The sequence below is a fragment of the Bradyrhizobium sp. SRL28 genome, from assembly GCF_018596315.1.
Taxonomy (GTDB): Bacteria; Pseudomonadota; Alphaproteobacteria; order Rhizobiales; family Xanthobacteraceae; genus Bradyrhizobium.
The window spans coordinates 1-19,779 of sequence record NZ_JAHEAG010000004.1 but is presented as its reverse complement, the minus strand read 5'-3'; the positions used below and the strand labels follow the sequence as shown (position 1 = coordinate 19,779).

At 63.2% G+C, this 19,779-nt stretch carries 16 protein-coding genes; 4 read left to right on the top strand and 12 right to left on the bottom strand.

Annotated features, from left to right (window positions below; genetic code table 11):
• Positions 1-2: 2 nt before the first annotated feature.
• From miaB to tsaB, 6 genes are all read right to left on the bottom strand, one after another.
• Positions 3-1,436, bottom strand: coding sequence for a tRNA (N6-isopentenyl adenosine(37)-C2)-methylthiotransferase MiaB (gene miaB / locus KIP88_RS11585; protein WP_214488052.1), 1,434 nt, complete (start codon positions 1,434-1,436; stop codon positions 3-5).
• 99 nt (positions 1,437-1,535) lie between these two features.
• Positions 1,536-3,503 (bottom strand): glycosyltransferase family 39 protein, encoded by a 1,968-nt coding sequence (locus KIP88_RS11580; RefSeq protein WP_214488051.1) that lies wholly within the window; start codon positions 3,501-3,503, stop codon positions 1,536-1,538.
• A 152-nt stretch (positions 3,504-3,655) separates the two neighbouring features.
• Complete coding sequence (locus KIP88_RS11575) at positions 3,656-4,345, bottom strand: HAD family hydrolase (RefSeq protein ID WP_214488050.1); 690 nt, start codon at positions 4,343-4,345, stop codon at positions 3,656-3,658.
• Positions 4,346-4,349: 4 nt separating this feature from the next.
• Entirely contained in the window at positions 4,350-4,799 is a 450-nt protein-coding gene (locus KIP88_RS11570) for a Fur family transcriptional regulator (RefSeq protein WP_214488049.1), read from the bottom strand.
• A 52-nt stretch (positions 4,800-4,851) separates the two neighbouring features.
• Complete coding sequence (gene rimI / locus KIP88_RS11565) at positions 4,852-5,334, bottom strand: ribosomal protein S18-alanine N-acetyltransferase (RefSeq protein WP_214488048.1); 483 nt, start codon at positions 5,332-5,334, stop codon at positions 4,852-4,854.
• Positions 5,331-6,035 (bottom strand): tRNA (adenosine(37)-N6)-threonylcarbamoyltransferase complex dimerization subunit type 1 TsaB, encoded by a 705-nt coding sequence (tsaB, locus tag KIP88_RS11560; RefSeq protein WP_214488047.1) that lies wholly within the window; start codon positions 6,033-6,035, stop codon positions 5,331-5,333. Before tsaB ends, rimI begins: the two co-directional genes overlap by 4 nt.
• A 426-nt stretch (positions 6,036-6,461) precedes the next feature.
• Between tsaB and KIP88_RS11555 the strand changes: the two genes are divergently transcribed.
• Entirely contained in the window at positions 6,462-8,147 is a 1,686-nt protein-coding gene (locus KIP88_RS11555; protein ID WP_214488046.1) for a PAS domain-containing methyl-accepting chemotaxis protein, read from the top strand.
• Between the two features lie 114 nt (positions 8,148-8,261).
• Here the strand turns inward: KIP88_RS11555 and KIP88_RS11550 are convergent, their stop codons facing one another.
• The 4 genes from KIP88_RS11550 to murJ form a co-directional block, all read right to left on the bottom strand.
• A complete protein-coding gene (locus tag KIP88_RS11550) occupies positions 8,262-8,831 on the bottom strand; it encodes a NifU family protein (RefSeq protein WP_214488045.1) in 570 nt (189 codons plus the stop codon).
• 116 nt (positions 8,832-8,947) lie between these two features.
• Positions 8,948-9,442, bottom strand: coding sequence for a universal stress protein (locus KIP88_RS11545; RefSeq protein WP_214488044.1), 495 nt, complete (start codon positions 9,440-9,442; stop codon positions 8,948-8,950).
• Positions 9,443-9,534: 92 nt separating this feature from the next.
• On the bottom strand, positions 9,535-10,587 hold the full coding sequence (gene trpS / locus KIP88_RS11540; protein WP_214488043.1) for a tryptophan--tRNA ligase: 1,053 nt from the start codon (positions 10,585-10,587) through the stop codon (positions 9,535-9,537).
• 80 nt (positions 10,588-10,667) lie between these two features.
• Positions 10,668-12,212: a murein biosynthesis integral membrane protein MurJ gene (gene murJ, locus KIP88_RS11535; RefSeq protein ID WP_214488042.1), complete on the bottom strand. Its 1,545-nt coding sequence runs from the start codon at positions 12,210-12,212 to the stop codon at positions 10,668-10,670.
• A gap of 112 nt (positions 12,213-12,324) precedes the next feature.
• Between murJ and KIP88_RS11530 the strand changes: the two genes are divergently transcribed.
• Entirely contained in the window at positions 12,325-13,326 is a 1,002-nt protein-coding gene (locus KIP88_RS11530; protein ID WP_214488041.1) for an adenosine kinase, read from the top strand.
• 1,089 nt (positions 13,327-14,415) lie between these two features.
• Here KIP88_RS11530 and KIP88_RS11525 read toward each other — a convergent pair.
• Both KIP88_RS11525 and KIP88_RS11520 read right to left on the bottom strand, forming a co-directional pair.
• On the bottom strand, positions 14,416-16,110 hold the full coding sequence (locus tag KIP88_RS11525) for an AMP-binding protein (protein ID WP_214488040.1): 1,695 nt from the start codon (positions 16,108-16,110) through the stop codon (positions 14,416-14,418).
• Between the two features lie 189 nt (positions 16,111-16,299).
• Complete coding sequence (locus KIP88_RS11520; RefSeq protein WP_214488039.1) at positions 16,300-17,493, bottom strand: serine hydrolase; 1,194 nt, start codon at positions 17,491-17,493, stop codon at positions 16,300-16,302.
• 368 nt (positions 17,494-17,861) lie between these two features.
• Here KIP88_RS11520 and KIP88_RS11515 point away from each other — a divergent pair, with 368 nt between their 5' ends.
• Together KIP88_RS11515 and KIP88_RS11510 are read left to right on the top strand one after the other, a co-directional pair.
• Positions 17,862-18,182, top strand: coding sequence for a hypothetical protein (locus tag KIP88_RS11515; protein WP_214488038.1), 321 nt, complete (start codon positions 17,862-17,864; stop codon positions 18,180-18,182).
• Positions 18,183-18,286: 104 nt separating this feature from the next.
• Positions 18,287-19,779, top strand: a 1,493-nt coding sequence (locus tag KIP88_RS11510) for an NAD-dependent succinate-semialdehyde dehydrogenase (protein ID WP_214488037.1), incomplete at its 3' end; no start/stop codon positions are given.

The following is a 19,779-nucleotide window of genomic DNA, read 5'->3' as shown; positions in this document are numbered from 1 at the left end:
GTTCAGGCTCCCTGAGTTTCTTGAGAAGAACTGGTTTGTTGAGAATGGGTCATGGTTGAAAGTGTTGAAGAGACTGGCCGCGCGGCAGCGCCGGCGAGTTCGCCGAGCAGGCTGTAGCGCTCGAGGCTCTCGATCTTGACCGGCAGCACCCGTCCGATGATGTCAGGCGAGGCAAAGACATGCGCGGGCTGAAGGTAAGCGGTGCGGCCGACGATCTGGCCGGGATTGCGGGCCGCGCGTTCGAACAGCACATCGACGGTATTGCCAATCATGGCCTTGTTGAAGGCCGATTGCTGGCTGTCGATCAATTCCTGAAGCCGCACCAATCGCTCGTCCATTTCAGCCGCTGACACCGTCTCCTGCATGTCCGCCGCCGGCGTGCCGGGCCGCGGCGAATATTTGAACGAATAAGCCCCAGCGTACCCGATTTGCATGACAAGCGCGAGGGTCGCGGCGAATTCTCCCTCGGTTTCGCCGGGGAAGCCGACGATAAAATCCGATGAGAAAGCAATATCTTGGCGGGCCTCACGAAAACGGTCGATGACGCGGCGGTAATCATCGGCGGTATGCTTGCGGTTCATGGCTGCCAGGATCCGGTCGGAGCCGGATTGTACCGGAAGGTGCACGAACGGCATCAACGCCGGGAGATCGCGGTGGGCCGAAACAAGCGAATCATCGACGTCGCGGGGATGGCTGGTTGAATAGCGCAGCCGCACGATACCCTCGATTTCGGCAAGCCGATGCAACAGCTTGCCCAGCGGCCACGTCAGTCCGTCCGGGCCTTCGCCATGATAGGCGTTGACGTTCTGCCCAATCAGGGTGATCTCGCGCACGCCGTTATCGGCGAGCCGCTTCACGTCGTCGACGATCTTCGCCACGGGGCGCGAGACTTCCGCGCCGCGCGTATAGGGCACGACGCAGAAGGTGCAAAACTTGTCGCAGCCTTCCTGCACGGTGACGAAAGCGGAGATGCCGCGCGCGCGGATCGCAGCCGGTTTTGGCTGTGGCAGGAAGCCGAACTTGTCCTCGACCGGGAATTCGGTCTCCAGCGCGCGGCCTTCGCTCTTCGCGCGCGCCAATAGCCGCGGCAGATGATGATAGCTCTGCGGGCCGACCACGACGTCAACGGTTGGCGCGCGACGGATGATCTCCTCGCCCTCGGCCTGTGCGACGCAGCCCGCCACCGCGATGCGCATCTCGCGCCCGTTCCGCGCCGCCTCATCCTTCGCGACCCGCAACCGTCCGAGTTCGGAGTAGACCTTTTCAGAAGCTTTTTCGCGGATGTGGCAGGTGTTGAGGATCACCAGGTCCGCATCCTCGGCGCTGGCTGTTTCGACAAAGCCCTCGCCCGCCAGCGTGTCCACCATGCGCTGCGCATCGTAGACGTTCATCTGGCAGCCATAGGACTTGATATGCAGCTTGCGCGGCGGCTTCATGGAACCTTACGGGTGGAAATGGCGCCCTGGCGGCGGCTGGGGCTCAAATATAGCCTAAGTGGCCAAAAAGCCAGCGTTCGCCCGGAATGACGGGCAGGCTCAGTTCGCCTTGCCCCAGAGATCGAACAGTTCGGGCGGCGGAACCTCCACCCACTCGTTGCCGAGGTTGATGCGGTAGGGCGTGCCGGCCGATGCGGACAGGCGCCACAATCTGACATCGACGGGGCGGCCGTTGGCGCGCACCCATCGCGCGATCGGATCGAGTGCCGCCATCTGCTTTGCCGGCGCCAAGGTAAATCCGCCGAGCATCACGAAGCGCAATTGCCTGTCCGTGGCCAACCGTTCGATGTCCGAAGGCGTCAGGATCGGATCGTCGCCGAGATAGCCGCCGATCGCCATGACGGGCAGGCCGGTCTGGATAATGAGCGGCGCGGCGACGTTGGCGTTGGGAACGGCGACGAGAAACTTTGCGGTCTCACGATTGGCGATCAGGTAACTGGTGAGCTTCTGGCGGGCGGCTTCCAGCCGCGATGTCCGTAGTGCTACCCGCTCGGTATCCGATGGCGCGAGCAGGGCGGTCATGTTGGCGACCGGCGCCGCGATGTTGGGGCGCCTCAGAACGACGCTCGCGGTGGTCAGGATCGGCGCAACGAGCAGCGCGCCGATGGAAGCGCCCGCGAATAGTTTCGCGAATCCGCTGCCCTGCTGCGGCAATGCATAAAGGACACCAGCGCAAATCGTGGCGATCCCGATCGACGTCAGCCATGTCAGGCTGAGCCAATCGGATCCGATCGTCTCGGACTGCGCGATGCAGAGATAGGCCTGCCATCCGGCCGTCGCCACAATGATCAGCGGCAAGTATATCCGCCCCGGCTTGCCTGCTTGCCACCTCGACCAAAGCCCGGCGACGGCGATGCCGGAAAACACGGCGAGCGGCGGACCAAGCACGGCGACGTAGTAAGTGTGGATCAATCCGCCCGCAAAGCTGAGCACGATCCAGTACATCACGAGCCAGCCGGTCCACACACCGGCGCTGATGCGGCGTGACGCCGGCGTGCCCGGGCCCCATGCATCCGACCATGCGAGAACAAGGCCCGCGAGCGCGAGCGGCAGCAGCCAGGCGAACTGTGCCGCGGCTCGTGGCCGAAACAGGCGGAGAGGGCCTGTCGGCGAATCGTCGGTCATAACGGGCTGCCGGACTTCCGTGGTTGCCGGCGCCGTCTCGCTGGAGGCGGCGGGCGAGGAAATTGCCGGATTGCCTGCGGGCGCGGACATCGCAATGAAGCGGGCCGCGCCATTATGCACCAATGCAAGCTCCAGCATCGAATTGTGTTTGGTGCTGCCCGCATAGGGTCGGTTTTGAGCCGGCGTGAGATCGAAGAAGATCGCCCATGACAGCGACACGACAACGAGGACGATGCCTGCGATGGCTTGTCGCGGGACATGCCAGGTGACGGGAGCGCCCGGCCGGGCGAGGCTGAACGTCAAGGCCAGCACGGGAGCCAGCACCAGCGCAGTTCCCATCTTGACGTTGAAGCCGATGCCGATCGTGGCCATCGCGGCGCAGAATGTCGTGAGCCGGCCGGTTTCGGCTGCCCGCATCCCCAACCACACGCCGGCCAGCAGCACCAGGATGAGACAGCTCTCGGTATTGTTGGAACGGTCGACGGCAACATTGATCGGGCTGAGCGCGAGCGACAGCGCGGCGATAGAGCCGGCCTTCCCGCCCCAATATTTCCGCACCAGAACGTAAACGAGGAGGACCGCGGCCAATCCCGCCATCGCCTGGGCGAGCAGGATCGAAAGCGCGCCAAAGCCGAGCAGCTTGGCGCTGGCGACCTGCAGCCAGATCGCCACGGGCGGCTTGTCGATGGAAACAAAGCCTGCGGGGTCGAACGCGTTGAAGATGAAATTGTGCCAGCTACCCAGCATGCTGAGCACGCCTGCAGCGTAGTATTGCCTGCCAAAATCGTTCTGCGAAAGCTGCCAGGTTCGCGCCAGCACAGCCACCGCCGCAACGAGCGTGAGCGGCAAGGCCGTTTTCAGCAGCAAGGCTGCCTTTGACATTTGGCTGTCAGGTAATTTCACGATGCGCGCGCTCCCCTCACGCAGGTTCATCGGAAACTATCACCTGCGGATCCCGCGCCCAGTTAACTCGCGGCAAGGTTGTTTGATCTGATGTCGGCGGCGACGCCGGACTTCAACCATGCGATGTGAGGCTAGTCGGCGTTTCGACCGGTGCGCGCAATCAGATCGGGCAGTGTTCGCATATCGTCGAACGTCAAGGCGGCACCGGCGGCGCGCAGCATCTCGGCATGGCCCGGTTGACAATGGCTACCGCCGTGGAAACCGAGCACGGTCATCCCGGCGGCGCGGCCGCCGGTGACGCCGGGCACGCTGTCCTCGATCACCAGGCACTGGGACGGTTGCACCTTCATCTGTTCGGCGGCGAACAGAAACAGATCGGGCGCCGGCTTGCCGCGGCTGACCTGCGTAGCGGAGAAAATATGCGGCGCGAGTTGGTCGTAGAGGCCGGCGCAGGTGAGGCCGTGGCGAATCTTTTCGGGCGTTCCGCTGGAAGCGACGCATTTGGGCAGGCGTATCGCGCCAATTGCCTCGCCGACATGCGCGATCGCCTGCAAATCGCCCTCGTAAGATTTCAGCGTGGCTGCGTTCACCTGTTGTTCGAAGTCATCAGGCAGCTTCCGGTCGATCTCGCGTTCGATCATTTGGCGCGCCTCGCGTTCAGACACGCCGAGAAAGCGAACGAGCACCTGTTCGGAAGTGATCGGATAGCCATGACGCGTCAACGTCTCAGCATGCGCGCGGCATGAAATGACTTCGCTGTCGACCAGCACGCCGTCGCAGTCGAAGATGATCAGATCGAAATTCGGATTTGAGTTTTGCACGCGATCAGGACTTATCTTCGTCGAGCGGGACGCAATACAATTCCAGCCGGTGATCGACCAGCTTGTAGCCGAGCTTGCGGGCGATCTCGGCCTGCAATTTCTCGATCTCCTCGGAGGTGAACTCGATCACCTTGCCGTCGCGCAGATTGATCAGGTGGTCGTGGTGGCTGTCGGGCATCTGCTCATAGCGCGCCCGCCCCTCGCGGAAATCGTGCCGCTCGATGATCCCGGCATCCTCGAACAGTTTTACGGTGCGATACACCGTCGAGATCGAGATCTTGTCGTCGACCGCGACACAGCGCCGGTAAAGTTCCTCGACGTCGGGATGGTCGACCGAATCAGCCAGCACGCGCGCGATCACCCGGCGCTGTTCGGTCATGCGCATGCCGGTGGCGGCGCAGCGGGCCTCGATGCCGGTATTTTTATGCGCGGGCGGGGATTTCAGTGCGGGCATGATCTCAGGGCCTTCGGACGCAGGTCGGGTGTCTTTTGCCACCGCCCGCATATTACGACAAGTCACGCCGCATCAGAAGTGCATTCAATTGCTCGCCGCCGGGCTGCTGATAATAGCGTTCCCGGCGGCCAACGACCTCAAATCCGGCCCATTCATACAGGCGCCGCGCCGGCTGATTATTTTCTTCGACCTCGAGGAACACCTTGCGCACGCCGCGGCCCGCGAGATGACCGAGATGCGTCAGCAACAGGTTGCGCGACAAGCCACGGCCGCGTTGGGTCGCATCGATGGCGATCGACAGTAACTCCGCCTCGTCGGCCGCCATGCGCGACACGGCAAAGCCGATAATCCTGCGCCCCCGTCTGAGCCGGTGAACGAGCGTATTGCGCTCGGTCAGCATGACCTCGAATTCGCCTTCGCCCCAGCCCCGGTGAAACGATGCGCCATGCAGTTGCGCCAGACGCGTCGCGTCGCGCGGACTGGCCGGTTCGATCACGGCCGTGCCGCCGCTCCACCATTCGGAGAGCCATGTCATCGCGATGCCGGCGGCTGTGCTGCGCCGGACAGCAGATCCTTCGGCGGCTTGGCATCGGGCGCGCGCAGATAATAGGGCCGTGCCGGCGAGCTCTCGGGACTGACGGCGGCGCCCAGCCACGCCACCCAGGCGATATCGGGCGCTGCCTGCTGATCGACCTTGACCGGCGGCGCTGCATCGGCCGGCCAGCGGTCCGCCAGAATCTTCGCCGCATTGCCGACCAGATATGGCGCACCAAAGCGCGCCGCGTCGAGCGCTTCCGCTATCGGCGCGACCTTCGGCTTGATCAGTGCAATACCGTCGCCGCCGATCACCTGGAAATAGACATGATCATGCCGCGCATCGATCGCGGCGATGACAGGATGAGGTTCGCCATTCTTGCTGACGATGGGGGCGGCAAAAGCGGTCAGTGTCGTCACGCCGACGACCGGCTTGCCGGCGGCGAGCGCAATGCCGCGGGCGGCGGAAAGGCAGACGCGCAATCCGGTAAAGCTGCCGGGACCGCTCGTCGCGGCGATGCGATCGAGCGCGGCAAAGCCAACGCCTGATGCTTTCATCACGCGCGCGATCAGCGGCATCAGGGCTTCGGCATGACCGCGCTTCATCGCCTGCGATTCTAACGCGATGACGCCGTCTGCGCTGGTGTCGAGCACGGCCGCGGCGCAGGCATCAAGCGCGGTATCGATGGCGAGGATGAGCATCGGGCTACCCTATAGCGTTTTCGAGCGAGGTGGACACCGGCTCGCGCCTAGAAAACGCGTCAAAACAAGAATCTCGTCAGAACAAGAATCTAGAGCCGGCTCTGATTCAATCAGAACCAAAAAAGGGCTCGAGAGATTCCCGTGCTGATTGGAAGATTTCATCCCCGGTTTTGCGAGCTTTCAGAATGGCTTCTCCGCAATTCTGCGCGGCGCACAGCGGCACGGTTTTACCGCCCCAATTTGGAAGCCTGACCTGGCCAACACAACTTCTGGGACACTAAGCCATTGAAAATAAAAGGAATTAATAAAGAATTAGCCATCTAATGCGACCTTCGTCCACAGCGGAAAATACGGGTCAATAGGGATCCGGACGATGCAGCTTCGGCAAATCAAGCCACGCTCGTTTCCAGAACCGGAGAATTTTTTATGCCCTTTTTGAAAAGCAGTTCCGCCGCGCGTGACGCGCTGGCGCAAGCGATCGCCATCAGCAAGTCGCAGGCGGTGATCGAGTTCAATATGGACGGCACGATTATCACCGCCAACCAGAATTTCCTCGACACGATGGGATATCGGCTCGACGAAATTGCGGGCAAGCACCATCGGATGTTCGTGACGCCGGAACTCCGCGACAGCCCGGACTATCATGCGTTCTGGGCGAAATTGAATCGGGGCGAGTATCAGTCCGCCGAATACAAGCGCGTCGGCAAGGGTGGCCGCGAAGTGTGGATTCAGGCGTCGTACAATCCGATCCTGGACAGCGCCAACAAGCCGACCAAGGTCGTCAAGTTCGCCACCGACATCACCGAGCGCAAGATCCGCAGCATGGAGGATGCCGGCAAGATCGAGGCGATCGCCCGTGCGCAAGCCGTGATCGAGTTCAATCTCGACGGCATCATCATCACGGCAAACAATAATTTCCTTAGCGCGATCGGCTACTCGCTGGCCGAGATCCAGGGCAAGCATCACCAGATGTTCGTGGCTCCGGCCGAGCGCGACAGCGCGGCCTACCGCGAATTCTGGGCGAAACTCGGCCGTGGCGAATTCCAGTCGGCCGAATACAAGCGCTTCGGCAAGGGCGGCAGGGAGGTCTGGATTCTTGCGTCCTACAACCCGATTCTCGACGACGCCGGCAAGCCGTTCAAGGTGGTGAAGTTCGCCTCCGATATCACCGATCAAAAGTTGAAGACCGCGAATTTCGCCGGCCAGATCGAAGCCATCGGCAAGTCGCAGGCGGTCATCGAGTTCGACATGGACGGCAAGGTGCTGACTGCGAACCAGAACTTCCTGGGCGCGCTCGGCTATTCGCTGGCCGAGATAGAGGGCAAGCATCACAGCCTGTTCATGCCGCATGAGGCGCGCGACAGCGACGGCTATCGCGCGTTCTGGGCCGCCCTGAACCGCGGCGAATTCCAGTCGGGCGAGTATGAGCGGCTCGGCAAGGGCGGCCGGCAGATCTGGATCCAGGCGTCCTACAACCCGATCCGCGACCTCAACGGCAAGCCCTACAAGGTCGTGAAATACGCCACCGACACCACGGCGCAGGTGATCGCGCGGATGCGCAGCGAGAAGGTTCGCGGCTTGATGGAGACGGTCGCTTCCGGCGCCGAGGAGCTCAACGTGTCGGTGCGCGAAATCTCCGACGCCATGGCGAAGTCGAAGGAAACCGCGCGCACGGCCGTTGGTCGCGTCGAGGCCGCCGACCAGCAGGCGCAGCGCCTGACGGAGGCGTCGGAGTCGATGAGCAGCATCGTGCAGCTGATCGGCGCGATCACCGGCCAGATCAACCTCTTGGCGTTGAACGCCACGATCGAATCGGCACGGGCCGGTGAAGCCGGCCGCGGCTTCGCCGTGGTCGCGTCCGAGGTGAAGGGCCTCGCCAATCAGGCCAAGCAGGCGACCGACAAGATCGACCAGGAGATCGGCAATCTCAACGGCATCTCCAGCGATGTCGTTGCGGCCCTCAACTCGATCAGGCAGGCGATCCAGGATGTCAGCGAGTATGTAACGTCAACGGCTGCGGCCGTTCAGCAGCAGAGCGCGGTGACGAGCGAAATGTCCGAAGGCATGCAGCGCGCCGCGGCCGAGGCCGCCAGTATCGGGCAGGCGGCGTAGCGAGAATCTTCGTAGGGTGGGCAAAGGAGCGTTAGCGACGTGCCCACCATCTATCTGCAGCAATCGTCGTGAATGGTGGGCACGCTTGCGCTTTGCCCACCCTGCGGCACCAGCTTACATCGGCCGGACTTCGACCACGTCGGGCACGAAATGCTTCAGCAGATTCTGGATGCCGTGCTGCAGCGTCGCCGTCGAGGACGGGCAGCCCGCGCAGGAACCCTTCATGTTGAGGTAAACGACGCCGTCCTTGAAGCCGCGGAAGGTGATGTCGCCGCCGTCATTGGCCACTGCCGGCCGCACCCGCGTCTCGATCAAATCCTTGATGGTCGCGACCGTATCGGCGTCGGCCTCGTTGAAGAACTCGCCTTCCTCGTCGGCCGCCTCGTCATTGCCCACGGTGCCGTCCGCCAGCAGCGGCGCGCCGGACATGTAGTGCTCCATGATGGCACCGAGGATCGCAGGCTTGAGGTGTTGCCAGTCGCCATCCGCCTTGGTCACGGTGACGAAATCGTAGCCGTAGAACACGCTGGAGATGCCGGGCACGCCGAACAGCCGCTCGGCAAGCGGCGATCGTGCGGCGGCTTCGCGGTTGGCGAATTCCATCGTGCCGGTGTCGAGCACCGTGCGGCCCGGAATGAATTTCAGCGTGGCGGGATTGGGCGTGGCTTCAGTCTGAATGAACATTGGTTTTCTCCGGCGTCGCCGGTTCAAGGCCGGCGCGTGGGTCTCCTGTAGCAGATGGCGACGGGGAGCGCACGATCAAGGGGCGCAAACCAGCAATTCCGTAGATAAATCAAGCCTCAGGACAGGCCGTCAATATCCGAATCGCTGAGATCGCCGGGCACGATGACGACCGGAATCGGGAACGAGCCTGCGACCTGGGCCATCATGCTGATCAGCGGCCCCGGGCCCTCGGGGCCCGGATTGGCCGCCAGCACCAGCATCGAAATATCGACGTCCTTGTCGATCACGTCGAGGATCTGGGTGGTCGGGTCGCCCTCGCGAATCACCCGCTCCGGCGTGATCGCGGCGATGCCGTTGGCGCGCCCCGAAGCGCGGTCGAGCGCCTCGTTGGCGGCGTCCTCCGCCTCGGCGCGCATGAGGTCGGCGACCCCCAGCCATTGCTGGTTCTGGTCCTCGATGGCGATGATGCGCAGCATCACCACGCCGCCGCCGACGCGCACCGCCCAGCGGCTGGCGTAATACACCGCGCGGTCCCATTCCGCGGTGTCGTCAACGATGACGAGGCATTTTGGCTTGTGACCCGTCTCGTAGCTTCGTCGCTGGGTGGTCATGCATGTCCCGGTGCTGCGCCAAACCGACGCATGCTGCCACGGCGCAGCCGCCTTCGACAAGCGGCGTCGCTGTTGTCAGGCGATCTTGAAGCCTAGCGCTTTCGGATGAACCCGACGATATCCATGGTCGCGCGCATGGTTTCGTCGGCGATGACGCGCGCCCGGTCGGCGCCGTCGACCAGGATTTTGTCGACATGGCCGGGGTCGGCGACCAGTCGCTTCATCTCGGAGGCGATCGGCGCGAGTTTTGTCACGCAAAGTTCCACCAGCGCGTTCTTGAAGCTGGAGAACTGCCCGCCGCCGAATTCGCGGAGCACGTCGGCTTTGTTCCGGTCGGCCAGCGCGGCATAGATGCCGACGAGGTTGTCGGCCTCGGGCCGGTTCTCCAGCCCCTTTTCCTCCGATGGCAACGGTTCCGGATCGGTCTTGGCTTTGCGGATCTTCTGCGCGATCAGGTCCGCATCGTCGGTCAGGTTGATGCGCGAATTGTCCGAGGCGTCCGACTTCGACATCTTCTTGGTGCCGTCGCGCAAGGACATCACCCGCGTCGCCGGGCCGGTGATAAACGGCTCCGGCAGCGGAAAGAACATGCCGTCATTGGCGCCGTGGCCGCGGATCGAATCGGCAAAGTCGTTGTTGAATTTTTGCGCGATGTCCCGCGACAGTTCCAGATGCTGCTTCTGGTCCTCCCCGACAGGCACATGGGTGGCGCGGTACAGCAGAATGTCCGCCGCCATCAGCACCGGATAATCGTAGAGCCCGACGGAGGCGTTCTCGCGGTCCTTGCCGGCCTTCTCCTTGAACTGCGTCATGCGGCTGAGCCAGCCGACCCGCGCCACGCAATTGAAGATCCAGGCCAGCTCGGCGTGGCCGGCGACCTGGCTCTGGTTGAAGACGATGTGCTTCTTCGGATCGATGCCGGCGGCGATGAAGGCCGCGGTGACCTCGCGGGTGTTGCGGGCGAGCTCCGCCGGGCCGCCCCAGACATCGACGCCTTGCGTGATCGCGTGCATGTCGACGACGCAATAGATGCAGTTATGGGTTTCCTGCATCTTCACGAAGTTGACGATCGCGCCGAGGTAATTGCCGAGATGCAGATTGCCCGTCGGCTGGACGCCCGAAAATACTTTTTCAACAAAAGCCATAGTCAGCTTCCCCAAGGATCCTGTAGCGGATGCCTGTTTCGCGCTGTCGTTTGCCACGCGAACCCTATTCGCGCAAGCCGCTAGGCCTTGGATTGCCTGACGGCGTTAACCGCGTCGCGCCAGCCGGTGACGCCGAAAAGCCTTAAGAACAGGCCGTAAATCGCCATTCCCGCCGCGATCACGGCCAGCAGCAGGACGGCGTGCACCAGGCGGTGCGCGCCTGAGGTGAGGGCCGGCAGTGACTGCGCCGCCAGCCACAGCAGCGCGCCCATGGCGAGCGCTGCCAGTACAATGCGCGGCAGTCGCCGCCTGGCTTCTGTATCGATCGAAAATCCAAAAATCTCCGCGCCGCGGCGGATCAGGCGGAGCGCCATGCTCCACGCGCCAAGCGCAATCGCCGCTGCAATGCCGTCGGCGCCGTACCAATGCCCGAGCAGGAAGGCCGCCGCGATCGCCAGCACGACGCCTAGCAGCGCGGCGACCAGCGGCGTCATCGTATCCTCGCGCGCGAAGAACGCCGGCGACAGCGCCTTGACCAGCACATGCGCCGGCAGCGCCAGCGTCAGCCACATCAGCGCGCGGGCGGTGGCTTTCGTATCATCCGCGGTGAAGGCGCCGTGCTCGAACAACAGCCGCACGATCGGCTCGCTGAGCACCATCAGTCCGAGCGTGGCGGGAAGCGCCAGCCCAACGGCGAGTTCGAGACCTCGCGATTCCGCATGCGCCACGGCCGCGCGATCCGCCGCCCGCACCGCGCGCGTCAATTCCGGGATCAGCACTGTGCCCATGGCGACGCCGACGATGCCGAGCGGCAGTTCAACCAGGCGATTGGCGAAATAGAGCCACGACACCGCCGACGGCGACGAAGACGCGATGATCGCACCCGCCACCATCAACAGCTGCGGCGCGCTCGACGCCATCATGCCCGGTGCGGCCTTGGCGAGAAAGCCGCGTATTTCCGGATCGAATGAAATCCGCAAGGGCGCGGCGATGTTGTCGCCACGGCGCAGCACCAGCACCGATAGCTGTAACAGCCCGGCAATGCCGACCGTTGCGGCGACGATCTGCGCGGCTTGCACCGCATCCGGCCGTATGGCGAGCAGTGCGACCATCACCGCGATCAGCGTGATGTTGAACAGCAGCGGCGAAAACGCGGTCAGCGCAAAACGGCCTTGCGCGTTCAACAGCGCCATCATCACGGTCACGGGACCTGCAAAGGCGAGGTAGGGCAGCATCAGGCGGGCATTGTCGGTGGCGAGCTGCAGCGTCTCGCGCCCCGAGAATCCCGGCGCCAGCGCCGCAATGACGAGCGGCATCGCCAGCGCGAGCAACGCTGTGGCTGCGATCAACGCTGTTGTCACCGTGCCGAGCACGCGGCCGGCGAATGCCGCCGCGGCCACAGCCCCATCGGTTTCACGCACCCGCAGCCATGCCGGCACCAGCGCCGCGTTCAGCCCGCCCTCGGTCAACAGCCGCCGGATGACATTGACCAGTTGAAACGCCGCCAGAAACGCATCCGCCACCGCGCCCGCGCCGAGCAGCGCGGCAAGCATGGAATCGCGGGCGAATCCAAGCAGCCGCGAGGCCAGCGTTCCCGAGGATACCGTGAGGAAGGAGCGGATCATTGGAGGTTCTATAGCATCCGCTTCCCTTGCTGGCGCGGGGCCGATCTGGTAGGCCGCAGACTTCTTAGCCGCGCTCGGCTTCTTCGCGCAACGCCGTAAACAGGACGGACGAATGACTGACGCAAAATACGACGTTCTCGGGATCGGCAATGCGATTTTCGACGTGCTGGTGCAGACCGACGAGGGTTTTCTCGCCCGCCACGGCATGACCAAGGGCGGCATGGCGCTGATCAACGAGGCCCGCGCCGCCGCCATCTACAAGGAGATGGGCCCGGCGACCGAGATGAGCGGCGGCTCGGGGGCCAACACCATCGTCGGCCTTGCCAGTTTCGGCGCCCGCGCGGCCTTCATCGGCAAGGTCAAGAACGACCAGATCGGCGGGCTCTACACCCACGACCTCCGCGCCGCCGGCGCGGCCTTCGAGACCAAGGCGGCGGAAAGCGGCCCCGCCACCGGCTGCTCCTACATACTGGTGACGCCGGACGGCGAGCGCACCATGAATACCTATCTCGGCGCCGCGCAGGATCTTGGGCCCTCCGACATCGATGAAGCGCAGATCGCAGCCTCCCGCATCGTCTATCTCGAAGGCTATCTCTGGGATCCGAAGAATGCCAAGGAAGCCTTCGTCAAGGCAGCAAGCATTGCACACGGCGCCGGCCGCCAGGTGGCGCTGACGCTGTCGGATTCCTTCTGCGTGGATCGTTATCGCGACGAGTTTCTCGACCTGATGCGCAAAGGCACCGTCGACCTCGTGTTCGCCAACGAGGCCGAATTGCACTCGCTGTACCAGACCTCGGATTTCGAGGGCGCGCTGAAGCAGCTGCGCGCGGATACCAAACTCGGAATCGTCACCCGCAGCGAAAAGGGCTGCGTGGTCGCGGCCAAGGACGGCGTCACCGCGGTGCCGGCCTTCCCGATTCAAACGCTCGTCGACACCACCGGCGCCGGCGACCTGTTCGCCGCCGGCTTCCTGTTCGGCCTCGTCCGCAACGCGGGCTATGAGGCGGCGGGCCGGCTAGGGGCGCTGGCGGCGGCAGAGGTGATCCAGCACATCGGGGCACGGCCGCAGGTGTCGCTTAAGGATCTGGCGAAGCAGAACGGGCTGCCGGTTTAGGGGTTAGCGAGAGGGCGAGATCTCTCCACCGTCATGCCCGGGCTTGTCCCGGGCATCCACGTCTTGGCTGAGGGGCGTCGTTTTTGCAGCAGCCCTGCGACGGCGTAGTGCGAGCTATTTCAAATTGATTTCCGTCGAACATGTTGAAGCGGTACGACGGATTCGGATCTTGGTTTCGGAAAGCTCGCTCAGTGAACAATCATCGGGCAGAAGCAGTAGCGAACTCCCGCGTCGCGCCTCAGCACTGATTTGCCCGACATCGCAAATCAAAAAACGATCTCCCGCAAGAATAATTCGCTTCGCGATTGACCCAAATCACTCGTACAACTTCCGCCATCCCGTCCCCTAAGAGGGGCGTTTCGCGATCGTCACTAAACGCGGGGCGGGGTGCGGTGGACGCGGCAGCGTCGGGCGCGCAAACGTCGTCGCAGGGCAGGCTCTTGTGAGCCCGTGAGCGAAGGGACGGCACGCAGACGACTGATGCTAACGCGCTTCTCGCCAGACTTCGGCGGATGGGTACCAAGCCCGTCGAGGCCTCTGGTGTTGGGCGTGCCGCGTACGGCCAAGTCGTGTGGTTCTGGCACCCGTTGCTGGTGTCAAGTCCGCGGAGGATGTGCCGGCCCGACCGAGCAGGCCCCATCCATCAATCCGCGGATGACGGTGGCTAAAGGAATTCGCACACCGGGGAGATCACGAAGTACGCCGTAAAACCATTGCGCAGGGAAGGCCGGATGCTCTCCGCTGGACCTGTATGCTCGTGTGCGCGTTCTTTGTGCGCAACTGCACACGAGACCGCGGGTGCAGCGCGCACCCGGTCTTCCCTGCGCCCTCTTTTCTCTAGGGCGTGAAAGGTAATGGCAAAGCTCGGGCGGAATGCGCCGCGAGATCGCGAAGGTGTGTTTGATGAGCGCGAGCGCCGCACCCACAGTTGTCGTCACCCGCGAAGGCGGGTGACCCAGTATTCCAGAGACGGCAGTGATAGAACCGATAGGCCGCGGCGTACTGGGTCCCCCGCCTTCGCGGGGGATGACGAGCATTGGTTGGGTTGAAGAGCGCAACGCAGTGCCGCGCCACTCTCATCCTTCCTTTTCACGCCGTCTTCGCCGCCTTCAGCCCCAGCTTCGCTTCCACCGCTTCCCGCATCAGGAACTTCTGGATCTTCCCCGTCACCGTCATCGGAAACTCGTCGACGAATTCGACATAGCGCGGGATCTTGTTGTGGGCGATCTGGCCCTGGCAGAAAGCGCGGACGTCGTCGGCGGTGAGCGTTTCGCCGGGCCGGGTGCGGATCCAGGCGCAGAGCTCTTCGCCGTAGCGGTCGTCGGCGACGCCGAAGATCTGCACGTCCTGGATTTTTGGATGGCGATAGAGGAATTCCTCGATCTCTCTGGGATAGAGGTTTTCGCCGCCGCGGATCACCATGTCCTTGATGCGGCCGACGATGTTGCAATAGCCCTCGGCGTCGATGATGGCGATGTCGCCGGTGTGCATCCAGCCCTGCGCGTCGAGCACGTCGCGGGTCTTTTCAGATTCGTCCCAATAGCCCAGCATGACGCTGTAGCCGCGGGTGCAGAGTTCGCCGCGTTGGCCGCGCGGCACTACGCGCCCTTCGAGATCGACGACCTTGACCTCGACATGCGGATGGATGCGGCCGACGGTCGACACCCGACGTTCCAGCGGATCGTCGGTCGAGCTCTGGAAGCTGACCGGCGAGGTTTCGGTCATGCCGTAGGCGATGGTCACCTCGCCCATGTTCATCTCGTTGTTGACACGCTTCATCACCTCGATCGGGCAGGGCGCGCCCGCCATGATGCCGGTGCGCAGCGATTTCAGATTGAAGCGCGCGAATTCGGGGTGATCGAGTTCGGCGATGAACATGGTCGGCACGCCGTAGAGCGCGGTGCATTTTTCGCGCTCGATGGTTTGCAGCGTCGCCAGCGGATCAAAACCCTCGCCGGGGTAGACCATGGTTGCGCCGAGTGTGACGGAGGCGAGATTGCCCATCACCATGCCAAAACAGTGATAGAGCGGCACGGGAATGCAGATGCGGTCGTTTTCCGTCAGCCGCATCGCGCGGCCGACGAAATAGCCGTTGTTGAGAATGTTGTGATGCGTCAGCGTCACGCCCTTGGGCGAGCCCGTGGTGCCGCTGGTGAACTGAATATTCACCGCATCGTCGAACTGCAGCGTCCTGGAGAGTTCGGCAAGTTGCTCGTGGTGTCGCGCGCCGCCCATCTTTGTCACGTCTTCGAAGGCGATGGTGCCCGGACTTTTGGGGCCGCCGATCTGGATCACCGCGCGCAGCTGCGGCAGCCGCGCCGCCTGCAATTCGCCCGGCTGCGAGGCCGCAAGCTCCGGCAGCAGCGTGTTCAGCATCTCCATGTAGTTGGAGGTCTTGAAAGCGGTCGCGGTGACGATCGCGGCGCAACCGACTTTGGCCAGCGCGAACTCGAGTTCGCTCAGGCGGTAGGCGGGATTGATGGTGACGAGAATGAGCCCCGCTTTGGCGGCAGCGAATTGCGTCAGCGTCCATTCCGGGCGATTGAGCGACCACACCCCGATCCGCGCGCCGCGCTCGAGCCCAAGCCCAAGAAAGCCCGCCGCCAGCGCGTCGACGTGACAGGCAAATTCCTTCCAGGTCCAGCGCACGTCATGGCTCGGCGAAACCAGCGCCTCGCGATCGCCCCAGCGCGCGGCAGCCTGGTCAAGGCAGCGTCCGATGGTGTCGCCGAGCAGCGGCGCGTTGGCGGTGCCGCAGACGTAGCTGTTGAGGATGTCGGTCAAATCGAATCTCCAGGTATGGATCACGAAGTATGGGATCGAGACACTATGTCCGTATCGTCATTGCGAGGAGCTCGCGACAAAATTGCAAAGCAATTTTGCGCTGAAGCGACGAAGCAATCCATCTATCCGTTATGCCGCGGTATGGATTGCTTCGCTTCGCTCGCAATGACGGTCTCTAACAGATACTCCTCACGCCGCGCGCTGGCCGCTGCCGGCATCGAGCCCGGCATAAACCCCGCGCTCGAAGCCCGCAAAAGCCTCCAGCGCCTTCCCATCGAAGAACGGCAACAGCTGCATCAGGATCACGCCGGCGACATTGCGGGCCGGATCGATCCAGAAATAGGTGTTGGCGAGGCCGGCCCAGGCGAGGCTGCCGGCGCTGCGGCCTTCCGCCGTCTTGGCGGTGTTGATCAGGAAGGAGAGTCCCCATTTCTTGACGATATCCGGATAGAGATCGACATCGTTGGTGTACATGGGCGCCTTCGTAGCAATCTTGCCGATGCTGAGATCGCCGATGTGGTTCTGGCTCATCAGTGCGACCGTCTCGGGCTTCAAGAGCTGGTTGCCGTTGCCGCGGCCCTTGTTGAGGATCATCTGGGTGAACTTGATGTAGTCGGCTGCCGTGCCGTAGAGGCCGCCGCCACCCATGTGAAATTCGGGCGCCTGTTCGACTTCGAACGGGATCGGCGACAGCGCTCCATCCTCGCCGCGCGCATGCACGCCGACCAGCCGCTTGCGCATGGCGTCCGTGATCTTGAAGCCGATGTCACTCATGCCGAGCGGGGCGAACAGGTTATCGCGCAGGTAAGCCGCGAGCGGCTTGCCGCTCGCGGCTTCCACCGCCTTGCCGACGAAATCGATGTTGATGCCATACTCCCAGCGGGTGCCGGGATCGGACATGATCGGCGTCTTCAGCGCCGCGTTCTGGCAAGTGAAGATGTCCGGGGTTCCGGTCTTCTCCAGATATTGCGCGCAGTCACCGTTAAACAAGCTGTAGGCGAAGCCGGCGGTGTGGGTCATGAGGTGACGCAGCGTGATCGGCTTCGTGGCCGGGCGCAGCCTTGGCTCGCCGCTGGCGTCAAAGCCTTCCAGCACCTGCGGGTTGGCGAGATCGGGCAGCAGCTTGCCGATCGGCTCATCCAGCGAGAGCTTGCCTTGTTCGACCAGCTGCATGCCGGCGGCGCATGTAATCGCCTTGGTCATGGAGGCGATCCAGAACACGCTGTCCGCGGTCATGGCGTCGTCTTTGCCGAGGTCGCGCTTGCCGAACGCGCCTTGATAAATCACCTCGCTGCCGGTCGCCGCCATCGCGACCACGCCGGGAATCTCCTTGGCCTCGCATTTCTGACGCAGAACCTGATCGATCTCAGCTTTGCTTTGCATGGGTCACCTCCCGCTATGTTTTTTATGGAAGTGGAACGATCTTCCTCCCGGCCGCCTTATCCCGCAAGCGGGAGCGGACGGCCGCGGGCGATGTCGCGATCTCGTGATGGGCGAAGGGAGCTTGGGAGTGGCGTGGGCAGCGGGCGTGGGGTCTATCCGGCACAAAACTGCAACACCCCGCCGCATTCAGCGGTGGAAGATGGGCAATGGCCGTGACCGGCTTAACCATCCACGATATCGTGATTTCGCCACGATTCCCGTCGCCGATTTTTTGCAGTAAAGCGTTCAGATTCCAGCACAAACGTTGTGCGTTGGCTGGTCCAAATTAACCAAAATTGTCTGATTTCTGCCTGTCGCGAAGGTACGCAATGATTTCGACCTGGAGTGAATGGAAGCGCTATCCCCGTGCCGGGCGTGGCGAAAATATCGAGGCCCCGATCTCGCCCGGCATTTACGAAGTCCGCTACGCGGGCACCGGCGCGCTGCACTCCTTCGAGGCGGTCGACAACGTCGCCCAGGCTTTGGCGCTTTTGCCGGTCGGTTCCAAATCCTGGTTCAGCCGCCGCGAGCCCGCCAAGCTGCCCGAGCTCGAATACCGGACATGCGCGACCTCCTCGAAGGCCGATGCCAAGGCCGCCGCGCAACGCATGATCGGCCGCCGCGAAACCTATATGAGCGGCGCGGCCTGACGCTCAAAATTGGTTGAAGCAGGGTTGCCTCAGCGGGCGGTGCATTGCTGACGATACGGGCCTATACTCGGACCAATATCCCAAGAAAATCCGAGGAGTACGCCATGAACCCGCCCGTTGCCGCTCGCGCCCAAGCTTCCACACCCTCGCTGCACGACCGCCTCAAGGACCCCTCGCTGCTGCGCGACCGCTGCTACATTGACGGCGCCTGGGTCGGCACGCCATCGCGCCCGGTCACCAATCCGGTCAATGGCGTCGAACTCGCCAAGGTACCGGCGTTCAGCACTGCGGAAGCCACCCAAGCGGTTGAAGCCGCCGAGCGCGCATTCCCGGCCTGGGCCAAGCTCACGGCAAAACAGCGCTCCAACATTTTGCGAAAATGGTTCGATCTGATCATCGCCAACCGCGAGGACCTCGCGCTGATCCTGACGTCAGAGCAGGGCAAGCCGCTGGCGGAAGCGCTCGGCGAGGTCGATATCGGCGGCGCCTATGTCGAATTTTTCGCGGAAGAAGCCCGTCGCGTCTACGGCGAAACCATCCCGACGCAGCGGCCCGATGCGCGCCTGCTCGCGATCAAGCAGCCGATCGGCGTCTGCGGCGCCATCACGCCGTGGAATTTCCCGTGCTCGATGATCACGCGAAAAGTCTCGCCGGCGCTCGCCGCGGGCTGCACCGTCGTGCTCAAGCCCGCCAATGAAACGCCACTGACCGCGCTGGCGCTGGTCGCGCTCGCTGAAAAGGCCGGCGTGCCGAAGGGCGTGTTCAACATCCTCACCGGCAATTCGTCGGCGATCGGCAAGGTGCTGTGCGAACATCCCGCTGTGCGCTTCGTCGGTTTCACCGGCTCGACCGAGGTCGGCAAGATCCTCTATCAGCAGGCCGCCGTCGGCGTGAAGAAGCTCGGCCTCGAACTCGGCGGCAACGCGCCGTTCGTGGTGTTCGACGATGCCGATATCGATGCCGCCGTCGAAGGGGCCATCGTCTCGAAATACCGCAACATGGGCCAGACCTGCGTCTGCGCCAACCGCATCTACGCCCAGGACAAGATCTACGACCAGTTCGTCGAAAAGCTTTCCAAGAAGGTCGCGGCGATGAAAATCGGCGACGGCACCGAAGCAGGCGTGGTGCAGGGCCCGCTGATCAACATGGAAGCGATCGACAAGGTCGAGAAACACATTGCCGATGCGGTGGAGGGCGGTGCCAAGATCGTCACCGGGGGAAAACGCCACGCGCTCGGCGGCAGCTTCTTCGAGCCGACCGTGCTTTCGAACGTGAAGCCGGACGCGCTGGTCGCGCACGAAGAAACGTTTGGCCCGCTGGCGCCGGTGTTCCGCTTCAAGGACGAGGCCGAGGTGATTGCGATGTGCAACAACTCGCCGTTCGGCCTGGCGTCGTACTTCTATTCACGCGATCTCGGCCGCGTCTGGCGCGTCGCGGAAGCGCTGGAGTCCGGCATGGTCGGCGTCAACACCGGGCTGATCACGACTGAAGTCGCGCCGTTCGGTGGCGTGAAGGAGAGTGGCCTCGGCCGCGAGGGTTCGCATCACGGCATGGAGGAATATCTCGAGATCAAATACGTGATGATGGCGGGGGTGTA

Coding starts and splice junctions, on each gene's coding strand:
- miaB (WP_214488052.1), bottom strand. CDS start 1,436: ATGAAGCCGCCGCGCAAGCTGCATATCAAGTCCTATGGCTGCCAGATG.
- KIP88_RS11580 (WP_214488051.1), bottom strand. CDS start 3,503: ATGTCAAAGGCAGCCTTGCTGCTGAAAACGGCCTTGCCGCTCACGCTC.
- KIP88_RS11570 (WP_214488049.1), bottom strand. CDS start 4,799: ATGCCCGCACTGAAATCCCCGCCCGCGCATAAAAATACCGGCATCGAG.
- rimI (WP_214488048.1), bottom strand. CDS start 5,334: ATGACATGGCTCTCCGAATGGTGGAGCGGCGGCACGGCCGTGATCGAA.
- tsaB (WP_214488047.1), bottom strand. CDS start 6,035: ATGCTCATCCTCGCCATCGATACCGCGCTTGATGCCTGCGCCGCGGCC.
- KIP88_RS11555 (WP_214488046.1), top strand. CDS start 6,462: ATGCCCTTTTTGAAAAGCAGTTCCGCCGCGCGTGACGCGCTGGCGCAA.
- KIP88_RS11550 (WP_214488045.1), bottom strand. CDS start 8,831: ATGTTCATTCAGACTGAAGCCACGCCCAATCCCGCCACGCTGAAATTC.
- KIP88_RS11545 (WP_214488044.1), bottom strand. CDS start 9,442: ATGACCACCCAGCGACGAAGCTACGAGACGGGTCACAAGCCAAAATGC.
- trpS (WP_214488043.1), bottom strand. CDS start 10,587: ATGGCTTTTGTTGAAAAAGTATTTTCGGGCGTCCAGCCGACGGGCAAT.
- murJ (WP_214488042.1), bottom strand. CDS start 12,212: ATGATCCGCTCCTTCCTCACGGTATCCTCGGGAACGCTGGCCTCGCGG.
- KIP88_RS11530 (WP_214488041.1), top strand. CDS start 12,325: ATGACTGACGCAAAATACGACGTTCTCGGGATCGGCAATGCGATTTTC.
- KIP88_RS11520 (WP_214488039.1), bottom strand. CDS start 17,493: ATGCAAAGCAAAGCTGAGATCGATCAGGTTCTGCGTCAGAAATGCGAG.
- KIP88_RS11515 (WP_214488038.1), top strand. CDS start 17,862: ATGATTTCGACCTGGAGTGAATGGAAGCGCTATCCCCGTGCCGGGCGT.